The sequence below is a fragment of the Streptomyces sp. NPDC002671 genome, from assembly GCF_053592475.1.
Genome location: NZ_JBSFVU010000006.1, coordinates 211,281 through 224,199 on the forward strand (window position 1 = coordinate 211,281; position 12,919 = coordinate 224,199).

12 protein-coding genes are annotated in these 12,919 nt (G+C 73.3%); all 12 read right to left on the reverse strand.

Annotated features, from left to right (window positions below; translation table 11 throughout):
* Positions 1–2: 2 nt before the first annotated feature.
* From ACWD35_RS11645 to ACWD35_RS11700, 12 genes are read right to left on the reverse strand one after another with little or no spacing between them, the layout of a single operon-like run.
* A complete protein-coding gene (locus ACWD35_RS11645) occupies positions 3–1,253 on the reverse strand; it encodes a hypothetical protein (protein WP_451350991.1) in 1,251 nt (416 codons plus the stop codon).
* 11 nt (positions 1,254–1,264) lie between these two features.
* Positions 1,265–3,238 carry a phage tail protein I gene (locus tag ACWD35_RS11650; RefSeq protein ID WP_451350992.1) on the reverse strand — a complete coding sequence of 658 codons (1,974 nt, stop codon included), beginning with the start codon at positions 3,236–3,238 and terminating at the stop codon, positions 1,265–1,267.
* Positions 3,235–5,310 (reverse strand): putative baseplate assembly protein, encoded by a 2,076-nt coding sequence (locus ACWD35_RS11655; protein WP_451350993.1) that lies wholly within the window; start codon positions 5,308–5,310, stop codon positions 3,235–3,237. Before ACWD35_RS11655 ends, ACWD35_RS11650 begins: the two co-directional genes overlap by 4 nt.
* A complete protein-coding gene (locus ACWD35_RS11660; protein WP_451350994.1) occupies positions 5,307–7,247 on the reverse strand; it encodes a putative baseplate assembly protein in 1,941 nt (646 codons plus the stop codon). Before ACWD35_RS11660 ends, ACWD35_RS11655 begins: the two co-directional genes overlap by 4 nt.
* Positions 7,244–7,666, reverse strand: coding sequence for a GPW/gp25 family protein (locus tag ACWD35_RS11665; RefSeq protein ID WP_451350995.1), 423 nt, complete (start codon positions 7,664–7,666; stop codon positions 7,244–7,246). Before ACWD35_RS11665 ends, ACWD35_RS11660 begins: the two co-directional genes overlap by 4 nt.
* A complete protein-coding gene (locus ACWD35_RS11670; RefSeq protein ID WP_451350996.1) occupies positions 7,663–8,364 on the reverse strand; it encodes a phage baseplate assembly protein V in 702 nt (233 codons plus the stop codon). Before ACWD35_RS11670 ends, ACWD35_RS11665 begins: the two co-directional genes overlap by 4 nt.
* The gene (locus ACWD35_RS11675; RefSeq protein WP_451350997.1) at positions 8,361–9,542 is read right to left on the reverse strand and encodes a phage late control D family protein; all 1,182 of its coding nucleotides are present in this window, start codon (positions 9,540–9,542) and stop codon (positions 8,361–8,363) included. Before ACWD35_RS11675 ends, ACWD35_RS11670 begins: the two co-directional genes overlap by 4 nt.
* Before the next feature lie 10 nt (positions 9,543–9,552).
* Positions 9,553–10,224, reverse strand: a complete 672-nt coding sequence (locus ACWD35_RS11680) for a CIS tube protein (protein WP_451350998.1) — start codon at positions 10,222–10,224, stop codon at positions 9,553–9,555.
* Positions 10,221–10,415, reverse strand: a complete 195-nt coding sequence (locus tag ACWD35_RS11685; RefSeq protein WP_451350999.1) for a putative phage tail protein — start codon at positions 10,413–10,415, stop codon at positions 10,221–10,223. Before ACWD35_RS11685 ends, ACWD35_RS11680 begins: the two co-directional genes overlap by 4 nt.
* On the reverse strand, positions 10,412–10,930 hold the full coding sequence (locus ACWD35_RS11690) for a phage tail protein (protein ID WP_451351000.1): 519 nt from the start codon (positions 10,928–10,930) through the stop codon (positions 10,412–10,414). The genes ACWD35_RS11685 and ACWD35_RS11690 overlap by 4 nt, the downstream gene beginning before the upstream one ends.
* On the reverse strand, positions 10,927–12,450 hold the full coding sequence (locus ACWD35_RS11695) for a phage tail sheath family protein (protein ID WP_451351001.1): 1,524 nt from the start codon (positions 12,448–12,450) through the stop codon (positions 10,927–10,929). Before ACWD35_RS11695 ends, ACWD35_RS11690 begins: the two co-directional genes overlap by 4 nt.
* A gap of 1 nt (position 12,451) precedes the next feature.
* Complete coding sequence (locus ACWD35_RS11700) at positions 12,452–12,907, reverse strand: phage tail protein (RefSeq protein WP_225830072.1); 456 nt, start codon at positions 12,905–12,907, stop codon at positions 12,452–12,454.
* Positions 12,908–12,919: the final 12 nt, after the last annotated feature.

The following is a 12,919-nucleotide window of genomic DNA, read 5'->3' on the forward strand; positions in this document are numbered from 1 at the left end:
GATCAGCGCTCCTTAACGAAGAACCAGCTCTCGAAGACGTCCCCGCCCGCCCCGGTTCCGGACGTCCAGGGACCGATGCCGGACGGAGGCAGTTCGCAGCCCCCGTGGGCCGCCAGCAATGCGTCCGTGCCGGCATCGATGGTCGGTACGCGTCCGCCGACGTGGGTGCCGTCGACCGGACGGCAGCAGCGGTCGAGGATGAACGCCGCGCGGACGGTGATCATCACGCGGTCGCCGTCCTGCAGCGTCTCGCGCGTGGTCTGGCGGTAGCGGAGCTCCTGGGTGAACTCGCCGCATTCGGCGCCGGGTTCGGTGAAGGTGCCGCCCATGTACCAGGTGGAGGCGTTGCGGCCGCTGCCGCCCTCGATCACCTGGATCTCCACCACGCCCGGCTGCAGCGAGTCGGCGCGCACATCGGCGGAGAACCGCACCACCAGGCCGCCGCCCTCGTCCTGGGTACCGAGGAGGGCCTTGGCCTCGTCGATGGTGTACGTGTGTCCGTGGATCCAGTTGATCCCGGTGATGACCGTGGGCAGATGGCGGCCGAACGGGCGGCGCACGTTCATATGGATCTGGTCCCGGCGCACCGGCTGGTACCGGTCCACGCAGTCGATCCTGGCCAGCCAGAGTGTGGTGTGCTCGCAGCGGGAGCAGCAGGTGTCGCAGCGCTCGTCCACCGGCGGCTCGCATCCGGTGACGACCACCTTGTGGCACTCCTCCGTCCAGCCGAACTCGCAGTCGGAGGTGTCCGCGCAGGCGTCGTTGTAGACGGCGCGGGTGGGCTCGACGGGCCGCTCGGCGTAGCGGATGCCGACCCAGACCGTGTCGGTGTCCCGCTCGCCGGGGGGCAGCGCCTGCCACAGGTCGATATCGCAACCGCCCCGTACCACGACCTCGTTGCCGTCGCAGTCCACGGCGAGGCCGGGGGTGATCCGCACCCTGGCCCTGTGCCGGGTGTGCTCCGCCTCGGTGTGCTCGTCGGTGTGTTCACCGGTCTCGGCCGGCTCGTCGGCACCCGTGTGCCCGTCGCCGCCGGGCGTACAGTCGTCCTCCCCCGGCACCGGCTCCACGAAGAGGCCGCACACCACGCCGTAGCCGAGCAGGCAGCGCATGCGCAGCTTCAACCTCTCACGGTAGTACTCCTGTTCACGCTGGAAGTCCCTGGCGCCGAGCATCTGGCCGTGGAAGTACCGCAGCCTGCGCAGCGGCGGCGCGTCGAACTCCGCCGTCCCTGGTGTTCCTGTCTCCGTCATCGCCCGTCCTCTCACGACACTTGCGTATGCACACCGACGGCGGAGACGACTCCCACGCCCACCCCTCGGCGCAATCCTCTGGATCCCGGCCTGAGCACCCCGTCGCGGTTCAGCCGCAGCGGGTTTCCGCCGCCGAGCACGGGCGGCGGCAGCGGGACGAACGCGGTGTCCACGCCGACCGTGGACCGGGAGCCGACCACGAAGCCGGCGCCGCCGGTCCGTACCGCCCCCACCGTGTGCGCGGGCGCCTGGCGCTCCACCAGCCGTCGCAGCGCCCGGATGTCCGCCGACCCGGCGGGCAGCAGCACCCGGAACCGGTGCGCGTGCGCGGTCAGCGGATCGCTGTCGGGCGCCCCGAACGCACGCAGTGGCGCCGCGCCCAGTTCCGAGCCGCCGACCCGGAAGCGACTTGCCGAGCGGCCGAACAGCCGTACGGCGCCGAGCCCTTGGTCCGGCCCGGGTGGCGCGCACCCGACGGCCGCGCGCAGCTGGGCCCAGCGGCGGTCCTTGGCCAACTCGTCGATGACCGGGGTCACCCCGAACACGATGCGCACCGCTTCCCGCAGCGCCCAGGGCGTGCCCCGGCGCCGGTACAGCTCCGGGGCCGCGGCGAGCAGCGCGCGCCGGGTCCGCGCGTCCCAGCCCGCTTCGAACGACAGGCCGAGCAGTCCGGCGAGCCATGGCAGCACCCGGTCCGGTACGCCGGCCGGGTCGAGGAGCGCCGGATACCGCTCGACGACCCGGTCGAGGTCGGCGAACGTGGCGTCGAACAGCGACAGGAAGCGCTCGGTGAAGTCGTCGGCCGCGGGGTCCTGACGGAAGGCGGGCGGCAGCAGGTCGGCGCTGGTGACCCGGGGGAAGTCCAGCCGGATCCGGTGCACGACCGGAGTCGCACCGCCGTCGCCCGACAGGCGCAGCCGCAGCCGCAGGAAGCGGCCGGGCGGCTGGTCGACGAGGAAGTCCGTGGTCCCTGGAGCCGATGCCTGCCAGTCGCTCTGCTCGTAGCGGCCGTCCTCGGTCACCACGATCCCGACGGAGACCGAGGTGCCCGCGGGCACCTCGGCGTCGACGCGCACCCGGTGCCAGCGGCAGCGCGATTCACCGCTGTCGATCAGGGTCGTGAGGTACGAGCCGCTGGTCAGGTAGGTGTCGCTGCGGGGCGGCAGGGGGTCCCTGGGCAGGCCCCGCCAGGTGTGGCAGTGGGTCACGGGTCCGTCGGGGCCCTTCTCGTCCAGGCAGAACCCGTCCTCGTCCACCGAGGTGAGCGTGGACGGCGCCAGGGCCCCGGCCAGTTCGTCCGCGGTGGCGGTGCGGAAGGGCCGGCCGTGCCCGCCCCGGTAGATCCGCAGCCGGGTGCCGTCGTCGGTGAGCAGCCAGATCGTCCGCTCGTCTCCGGTCCGCAGACCGATGACCTCGCCCCGCGCCCCGGTGCGCAGCACCCCTCTCCGTCCGCCCGCCGAGTCGAACCGGCGCAGGTCCGTACTGCCCTGAGTGGCGATCAGTACCTCGTCGCCGGGCCCCAGTGCGGCCCGCCTCGGCCGCCGCACCCGGATCACCCCGGCAAGCTGGGCGCCCTCGCGGCGCCACACGAGCACCCGGTCGGACTCCACCACGGCGATGCGGTGTCCGCGCGCGGCGACGGAGACCGGCCGGTGCAGCAGGCCCGGGTCGCACTCGGGCGGCCATACGGGGGTGAAGGCACTGCTGCACACGTCGCGGCGGAGCAGCCGGCGCTCCTCGGGGACCACCAGATACCAGCCGCACGGCCCGCAGGCCGGCGCCAGGCGCGGGTCGGGGAACCACGGCAGGAGCTGTTGCCTGGTCGGTCCTTCCGCCGCGCCGCCGCGGTAGGCGAGCCGGATGCCGGCCGGATCGTCGAACCCGACGATGCCGCCCGTGCCCGGCTCGCTTCCGGCGGGGGTCTGGTCCCAGCCGACGTACCCGTCCAGGAGGCGGAAGGTCGCGGGGTGTGGTGTGCACGTCATGGCCGGTCTCCTACCGGGATCAGCAGCGGGCGCTCCGGCCAGACCAGGTCGTGGGGCCCGATCGCATGGTCGGTGCAGGGCGGCAGCCGCACTCCGTCGACGGTGAGCGAGAGCCGGTCGACGGCCAGCACCCCGTCGACCGCGAGCAGGCGCCGGACCAGTGCGGTGTGCCGCAGCGCGCCGCCGAACGGCCAGCCCGCGCCGTCCTCCCCGCCGCGCAGCGGGTCCAGATAGCCGCGCACCGCGTCGCCCGCCCTGGTCAGGACCTCGGCGCGGTCCAGGTCCGGGTCGAGGGCGACCCATGACTCGACGGCGACCCGGCGGTACGGCACGGGGGCGGCGACCACCGTGACCCCGGCGGGGGCGGCCTGGCGGGTGAGGTAGTCGGCGACGGCCCGCAGTGTCGCGGCGGTGGGGACCGGCGGCTCTCCGCTGTCGTCGCCCGGCGGCACGACGAGGACCCCCACGACACCTGGGATCGGCGCCCCGGCGTAATCGGGGTGCAGGCCGGGCACGCCGTGGGCGCGGGCCACCGACGCGCCGGGCGCGCGGGTGGCCAGCAGGCCGTAGTCGGCCGGGGCCACGGCCCGGCCCCGGGCCCGCAGTTCACCGACCCCCCGGCGCATCGCGTCGGCGTCGGGCTCGGCATCCGTACCTCCCGAGGCCGGGAAGGGGTTGTTGACGCCGATGACATACGGCAGGGCGGTCACCACGGCGCTGACCGCGCCCGCGCGCACGGCTCCGGCGCTGCCGCCGCCCACGCGATAGCGCACGGCGCGGACATTGCGGAATCCGGGCGGTACGGCCGCGCCGTGGACGCCGTCACCGAAGGTCACCTCGCCGCTCTCGTGGTCGACGGTGAAGACCCGGTCGTCGGCGCCGTAGCCGGCCAGGCTCTCCACCTCCTGCCAGCGGGAGGCGGAACCGGCCGTGGTGCCGAACACATCGGCGCCGGGATCGTCGTCGACCTCGATGACCACGGACCCGGTGAGGATGGGCAGCTGGCTGAGCCTCATACGGCGCCGGCCGCTGGCCCCGCTGGCCCCGTTGGCCCCGTTGGCCCCGTTGTCCCCGTTGTCCTCGATTGGCTGCATCGGCTCGTCCCTGACGGTGCGGGCGGCCGTGGCGGCGACCATGTTCAGCCGCAGCCCGGAGAGCACTGGCGCGGGTCCGCCGAAGACGCCGTGCGCGATCCGCAGGCGCAGCCAGCGCAGCGGGGGCCTGGGCCGGGTGCCGGGCGGGCTGCCCGGCGCCCATGAGCGCGGCACCCGCAGCTCGACGGTCCCGCTCGCCCGGAACCCGGCCGTGGAGTCGCGCACCAGCTCGGCGGGGACCAGCCGGGTGCCGTCCAGCACGTCCCAGCGCAGCAGCGGCGCGGGCGGCAGCGGCAGGGGCACCAGGCCGCCGGAGTCGGCGGGCGCGGGCGGGGCGGCGACCACCACGAAGCCCAGCGAGAGGTGCGGGTAGGGGGCGGCCGTCCCGGCGAGCCCGATCCACAGGCCGTTGCCGGGCTCCGGGTCCCGGCCGAACGGCGCGAACGGACGGCTGGGCCCGGCCGGTCCCAGCGGCAGGGTCTCCAGCGTTCCGCCCTCCTGTACGGCGAGGGCGGCGAGGGTGGCCGGGGTGGCGTACAGGTCCTGGTCGGTCTCGTACACCACCTGCCCGGCCGGGCCGGACGCCGCGCTCTGGAATCCGGCGGGTACCAGGACGGAGGTGCCGTCCGGGGGGTTCACGGTGAACTCCAGGAGGGCAGCCGCCGCCGCGGCCGGGAGCCGTCGTACCCCGGCCGTCGCCAGGTGTTCGGCGAGCACCTTCTCCGGCAGCCGGTTGACGCGCGTGAGCACGGGTTCGGTCTGGGTGCCGAAGAGGCGGACGAGGGCGACACCTGCGTCCTGGCGGTCGGGATCGGTCCAGTCCGGGGTGTAGCCCGCGATCCGGCCGCGCACCTGGGCCCGGACCGCCTCACGGGTCGCGTCGGTCAGCTCGGGCTGGACGCCGGTCGGTCCGGGGCCGGGTACGAGCCGTCCCTCCTGCTCGCGCGCGGCCTTCTCCCACCACACGTCGCCGGTCATGCCAGCCCCTCCCCCGGTTCGACGGCGGGCACGATCCGGGTGCGGACCGCCCGCAGGACGGGTAGTTCACCGGGCCCGAGCGGCACTTCCCGGCAGTCCTCGTCCGGGTCGGCCCCGTCCAGGCCGATCGCCACGGCGGAGACGTCCGCGAGGTCCCCGAGCGCGCGGTGCGCGGCCCGCAGCAGAGCCGAGGGACGCAGCGGCTGTCCGAACGGCCAGCCGTCCTGGTCGTCGCCTCCGACCAGCGGGTCGAGGAAGCGGCGCAGCGCCTCGGTCAGCCGGGCCGACACCCGGGCTCGGTCGGCGGGGTCGCCCGACAGGTCGGCGCGCAGTACCACGTCGCGGTAGCGGGGCGCGCGGACGAAGACCTCGGAGGTGAGCAGCCGCGCCCGCTCCAGGCGGGCGGCGACCGCGCACAGCATGCCCGGGTCGGGGCGCGGCGCGGCCACGAAGTCCTCGCGGGCCAGGTCCTCGCGCGGCACCGCCGGTACGAGATGCACGGTGACGGCACCGGGCACCGGGGTGCACGGGAAGCCGGGGTGTTCGCCCAGGGAGGCGTAGGCGCGAGCGACGGCGACGCCCGGTGTGGTGCGGGCGAGGGTGGTGAAGTCGTCCGCGGTGACCGCGCGGGTCACCTCGCTGAGGGAGGAGGCCGCGCGCTGCCGTGCCTCGGCGACGGTCTCCGGGTCGGTGCCGCCCTCGGCACGCACCAGGCTGGAGGCGGTGACCGCCGCCGTGGAGTCCCCGGCCGGTACCCAGTTCGCGGTCATGCCGCCGTTGCCGTCCCGGCCGCCGCCGATCGCGTACTCGACGCTCGCTTCCTGGCGCGGGTGAGGGATGCGCCCGGTGAGTCCGTCGCCGAACACCAGCGCGCCCTCGGTCCGGTCGAGGACGAAGACCCGGTCGGCGGGCCCGCCGAAGGTGAGGTCGGGCACGGCCTGCCACTCCTGCCCCCCGAGTCGCAGGCTCGCCTCCAGCAGGCGCTCGGCGGCTTCGGGCAGCACCAGGTGCTGGCCGGGCAGCTTGAGCCAGGCGTCGATCTGCTCCTGGAGTTCGCCGCCGCTCGCGGTGCGCCGCCGGCGGTGGTGTGCGGCCGACACATTGACGGCGAGCCGGAGCAGGCGCGGCGGGGCGGCATGGGTCGCGGCCGGGGTGGACACCAGGATCCCGCACTCCTGGGTGGTCCAGCCGGCGGGCGGGTGGAGCCGGACGACCCCGGAGCGCCTGAGCCCGGCCGTGCCGTCCTCGACCTCGGCGAACGGACCCGAGACCTCGGTCCCGGGCCGGAACCAGGCCCACGTCAGCCCGGCGGGCGGCGGAACGTCGGCGACCGCCCCGGGCAGCCAGGCCGCAGCGGACGCGGCGGGCGCGTCCAGCTCGAACAGCAGGCTGAGCGGGCCGGGCGCGGGGTGCGCCCCGGCGAGCGGCAGGGTGAACCGGACTTCGGCGGGGGCCCCGTCGGCCGCGAGCAGCGGGACGCCCCGGCGGGCGCGCAGATCCGCCGTGCGGTCGCGGTCGGTCCATACGGTGACCTCGCCGTCCTCGGCGAGCGGGAAGACGGCCACGTCATCGTCGAGGGTGAAGACGATCTGCCCCGCCGGGTCACGGGTGAGCGCCGTCCCGGCGGGGGTGACCGGGACGGCGGTGCCCGCCTGCCGGGCCGCGACGCTCAGCACGGTGGCGGCGGGCCGGGCGGGGAGCGGGGGTTCCAGGCCGAGCAGCCGCAATATGGCGACCACGAGTGCGTCGGGCACCTGGTCGAGCCAGTACAGCCGCTGTTCGAGGAGGTAGGCGAAGAGTTCGAGGAGGGTGACACCGGGGTCGACGGGCGCGTGCAGCGTCCAGGTGCCGTCCGACTCGGCGGGGATCCGGCGGCGGATGGCCGCCATCATGTCGGCCCAGGTGAGGTCGTCCAGTTCGGGCGCGGGCAGGGTCACGGCGTCCTCCCCGAGGAGGCGGTGGAGCCGGTGAGCCCGGCGTAGAACGGAAACACCAGGTTCGCCTTGGTGTTGCTGCGCCGGATGCGGTAGACGACCGAGACGGTGATCCGCGCCTCGTCGGCCGGGTCGGCCTCGGCACGGACCTCGTCGAGCTCCACCCTGGGCTCATGGTCGCGGACGGCGGCGGCGATCGAACTCTCCAGGTCGCGCAGGTTCTGAACGCTGCCGGGCGCGAACACCAGCTCGTGGGCGCGGGTGCCGAGTTCGGGCCGCATGACCCGCTCGCCGGTGCCGGTGAGCAGCAGCGCCCGCAGACAGTGCTCGATGCTCTCCTCGCCGACGGCGTACCCCAGGCGCCCGGAGGCGTCGGGCAGGATCGGGAACCGCCAGCCGGTCCCCAGGAACTCCTCGCTCATGCCGTCCTCGCCTTCTTGGCCAGTACGGCGGGGGTGAGCGGCGGGGTCGGCGGGCCGGTGGGCCCGGCGGCGGACGGGTGGGTGTGGGTGTTGAACGCCTGGAGCAGCGCGTTGCCCAGCACCAGGGGTTCGGTGGCGCCGCCGCCGAGGTCGATGGAGGGGGAATCGACGGTCACCTTGGGCGCCTTGAGCGTGATCTCGCCCTGTGCGGTCACGGTCACGCTGCCGCCCGCGGCGGCGGTGATCCGGATCGCCTTGCCCTGGTCGTCCAGTTCCATCACGTGCCCGGCGGCCGAGGTGATCCGTACAGCGGCTTTGTCCGAAGCGTCGTCGAAGAGCACCTCGTGCCCGTGGCTGGTCCGGATCATCTTCTGGTCGCGGCCCTGGGTGCGGGCGGTCGGCGGCTTGTCCTCGCCGTTGTAGAGACCGCCGAGCACGATCGGGTACCGCATGTCCCCGTGCACGAAGGCCACCAGGACCTCGTCGCCCTTCTCGGGCACGAACACCGAGCCGTAGCCCCCGCCCGCGTACAGCTGGCTGACGCGGATCCAGTCGGTGACCGTGACGTCGTCGAACCAGGGGAACTTCACCTTGACCTGGCCCTCGTCGTCGCCGTCGTTCTCCACGACGATCGCCGAGACGACGCCGTAGTACCGCTTGTCGGTGCTGCGGGCCCGCGGTGTGGTCCTGATGGTCACTGGTCCCCCTGGTGGATCCGCCGTCCGGTGAACTGGGTGAAGAACCCACTGGTGTTGAGCGTGTGCTCGACGCGTTTGACGAAGTACATGCCGGAGAAGCGGCGCCCGAGGCCGTAGATCTCCAGGTTGTCGCCGGGCCGCAGCTCGGGCAGGCCCGCCACCTTGCCGGTGGCGGTGATGAACTCGTACGCCCGCTCCCGCAGCAGGCTGATCGCCAGTTCGCGGGCCTCCTGGTCGCTGCCGACCGGCGCGTCGACCAGCACCTCCTGACGGCCCTGCAGGGTGGACTCGGCGACCTGCGGCCCGCTCTGCCCGTCGGCGGTGTTCTGCCCGGCCGGCAGGTTCTGAGCGGTCGCGGTGAACGCGATGGGCTGTTTGGTACGGGGGTCCCAGCCGCGCACGGTGACCTTGCTGACCTGCTGGGACACGGTCAGGGTCGGGGTGAATTCCATTAGGTTGGGGATCAGCCCCTCGGGCTGGGCGCTGGGGCCGGTGGACAGGCCCGGCGCGTAGGCCAGCCGGTACACCCGCAGGGGCCGGCCGTCACGGCCGTCGGTCGGTTTGATGAAGTAGAGCGTGTCCTCGCCGGTCCGGGGGTCCGGCAGGATGTAGCAGTCGAAGTCCAGCCGCTTGGCCCGCTCCAGCAGAAACGTCGCGTCGTCCTGGTTCTTCTGCACCACCAGGTCCTGCGTGGGTCCCTCCCGGGTGACCTCGACCCGCAGGTGGTTGCGCTGGGCGATCTGCTCGGCGATCCGCCAGTCGGGCTGATTGCGGTAGATCTTGATCTCGTTCTCGGTGGGCTTGCGGTCCTTGAGCCGCAGCAGCCCGTCCACTCCGCTCACCTGGACGGTGGGCGAGGCGCTCTCGGTGAACTTCGGGCTGAGTGTGGAGATGGTCCCGGTGGCGACGGTGAGCAGCTTGTCGGCGTAGCCGAGCCGCACCGAGACCCGGCCGCCGAGCCTGAAGGTCGGCGAGTCGCTGTGCTTGAACCGCAGCTTGGCGTCGTCCCAGTTGTTGAGGGTCAGGTCGAAGCCCGACATCTCGTCGATGTCCCGGTTCACCTTGATGTCGATGATGTCGTTCTTGGTGGACGGGTCCAGCTCCAGGCCCTCGATGCGCACCTCGAACTCGGGCGCGTACCGGTCGGGCGAGGCGACCTCGGGGGTGGGAGTGCTCATCGCGCGCTCCTCACGGCAGCCGGGGCACGGTCAGCACCCGGCCCGGCCTGAGGTCCCGTGGATCGGTGATGCCGTTGGCGCGCGCCAGCTCCCGCCAGGCGTCCGGCCGCCGGTACAGCGCGCTGGAGATGGAGCTGAGCGTGTCGCCGCGGCGCACCACATAGCTCTTCTCCACCGTGGGCGAGGAGCGCGGCGTGGCGGCGACCTGCACGGCGGCGGTGCGGAACTCCTTGAGCGAGAGGTCCAGCATGGCCCGCAGCGGCACGCCGTCCGGCCGGAACAGCTGGTAGCTGACGTCCAGCTTCTCCACGACACCGGTGAAGACCTCCTCGTCCCACACGAACCGCACGACCGGCGGCGCGTGCTCGCGGCTGTCGGGCCGCAGCAGGTTGCGCACCGCGTCGACGTAGGTCCTGCGTACGTTCTCCAGGGTGTCGGAGGTGTCGACGAGCGCCTGGACGGTGAGGGTCTCCGTGCCGCCGCGCACATACTGCAACGGCGGGGTCTCCAGGCCCGGGATGGTGATCTCGGCGAAGGTGTTGCTCTTGCTCAGCTTGTAGTCGGTGGGGTTGAACCGCAGCGGGATCCGCCGCTGCCGCTCATCGGCGATCACCGGCCGGACGATCTCCAGGCGGGCCTGGGCCGAGCCCTGCCGGGCGAAGGACACGGGCGTCACACTCATGACTGCCCCTCCCCGTCACCGAAGCGGCGTTCGGCCTCGGTGTGCGCGGCGCGGGCGCACGCGTCCTCGTACAGCTGCGACCAGGCCTGGATGTGCTTGTTGAACAGGCGGGTGAACACCGCACCGTCGTCGCCGTCCACCTGGAACCGCACTTCGAGCTGGTGAATGGTCACCTTCGGCACGACGGTCACCTCCCTCGGTTCAGTTGCGACAGGCCGCTCGAGGCGGCGTCCTGCAGGGCCTTGGTCAGTCCCTCGTGGGCGATCTCCAGCGACTCGATGGCGATCGCGTTCTGCTCCGCGTGCAGATCCGGACCGGTCCACTTGGCGGCGAGACCGCCGTGGAACGCCCATGCCGCGCCGGGCACCCCGTCCGGGCCGAGGACGATCACCGCGCCGTCGCGGCGGGCGCCCAGCGAGTCGGCGAGCCCGGCCTGGTACCAGGCCCACAGGCCCGGATCGCGCACCACACCGCGCTTGAGGGTGATCCGGTTCCACGAGTGGCGCAGCGGCAGCTGGTGCACCGAGTCGTTGCGACCGCCCTCCGGGTAGCTCGTCACCTCCAACTGCGCGCCGAGACCGGTGACTTCCTGGAAGGCACCGGACGCGACCAGCGGCAGCAGCAGCGCCTGCGCGGGTGGCAGATAGGCGTCGCCGGGGTCGAGGGTGACCAGGAATCGGTACTTCGGCAGCGGGTCCTCGTTCATGCCTCGATCACCTCCAGACCTCGGTCCTGGCCGAGTACCAGACGCAGCCGGATGAACTCCATGGGGACGGCCGGGGCGACCTCGATCTCGCAGACGAGTTCTCCCGGGTCCTGCTCAGGCGGGTTGTCGGTGTCGTCGCACACCACCCGGAACGCCTGCTCGGGCCGCGCGCCGGCGAGCGCCCCGGCCCGGAAGGCGGAGAGCAGCACCGAGGTGACGGCCCTCACCAACGTCAGCCGCAGCTCGGGTGAGTTGACGTCGAACACCAGCGGGCTCGCCACCCTCCGGATGGCGCGCACCAGGAGATGTACGAGGCGGCGGTGGGCGATGTAGCGAGTGCGGGGGTCGGCGGACAGGGTGCGCCCGCCCCAGACCGTCAGACCCCGCCCGCGGGTGCACCGCACCAGGTCGATGCCCGCGTCGAACAGCCGCACCTGCTGCGGCTCGGGGAACTCGTCCACCAGGTCGACCGCCTCCAGGATCACGGCGTTGGCGGGCGTGTGGTGCGCTCCGCGCTCGCCGTCGAGGCGGGCGATGACGCCCAGGACGTGCCCGGAGGCGGGGACGGTGCGCAGCCCGTGCCGGTCGGGGGTGCGCAGCGCCGGGTGGTAGACGGCCGCGCAGTCAAGGAGCCGGCTGTCGCCCGTCGCCGTCAGCGACCCCACCCAGTCGACCACCTCGTCCACGGAGGACAGCCGGGGCGGTACGTCCAGGACGGCCAGCCGGTCGTGCAACGGGGCGACACTCCGCAGCAGTTCCAGCACCACGTCGGTGTGGGCGCTCCCGGACAGGTCCGTGCCGAGGTCCGGCAGCGCCACCAGCGCCGGTTCCGGGAGTTCGGTCTGTACGGCCACGGCGTCCTCGTACTCGCCGCGGGTGGGCGCGGATTCGGTGCCGCCCGCGAGCGTCAGCTCCCAGGACCGTGAGATCGGGCCGGGTCGCCCGGACGGTGGCGGGGGCCCGTCCGGGAGCAGCCGGATGAAGCGGGACGCGGCCAGCCGGTCCGCGGCCTCGGGGAGCGGCAGACCGGGGAACGCCTCGGGCACCTCGCCGGGCACGGTGACCCGTACGCTCACCGTCGGCGGTCCGGCGACCGTGCTGGCCTGGTAGCGGATGGCGACCCCCGCACCGTTGGCCCAGGTGCCCGGGCTGGTGGCGACCACCCGGTAGCGCGTGGCGGGGAACCCGCTCAGCGGGCCGACCGTCCACCGTGTCCAGGCCGTGGTGGCCGGCCCGGACACGCGGAGCACCCAGGCGGTACGGCCGCCGTTCTCGAAGAATCCGCGCAGCGCGTACGGGGTGGCGAAGGCGCCGTCCAGCGGGTCCCCCCTGCCCGACGGGCTCGCGGGGGGACCGAAGGCGCCCACGACGTCGTTCCAGCTCTCCACCCGCACCGGGGCACCGACCGGACCCCGGCGGAGCCGGCCGAGGAACGCCGCCACGTCCGTGCGCAGCGGCTCGGCCTCGAACCCACGCGGCGCGAGCGTCAGGGACACGCCGGGAAGCGCTTCACTGGTCATGTCAGACGTCGATCTCCAGCTTCTCGACCGCGAGGACGAGCGTCTCCATGGCGATCTCGTTCTTGGTGGCGCTCAGGGTCGGGCCGGTGTACTTGGTCGGCCAGCCGCGGTCGAAGTTCCAGCGCATGGCCTCCTGGCGGTTCTCGTCGAGGAGCACGATCGAACCGGAGGTGCGCCGCACCTTGCCGTTGAGCGCCTCGACCACCCAGTTCCAGAAGCCGACATGGCCGGTGATGCCGCGCTTGAAGGTGAGGTTGGTGTACTTCTTGAGCCCCGGGATCTTGCGGACGGTGATGTCCTCGCTCCCGTTGCGGTACTCGATCGGCGGAATCTCCAGCTCAAGGCCGCTGGCCTCGGTGAAGGAGCCGCTCACCGCGACGCCGTCGTCGCTGACGTTGGTCACGATGATCTGGAAGTTGTAGGACGCGTACGGATCGTCCCTGGTCACGGGCGGCATGGTGGCCCCTCC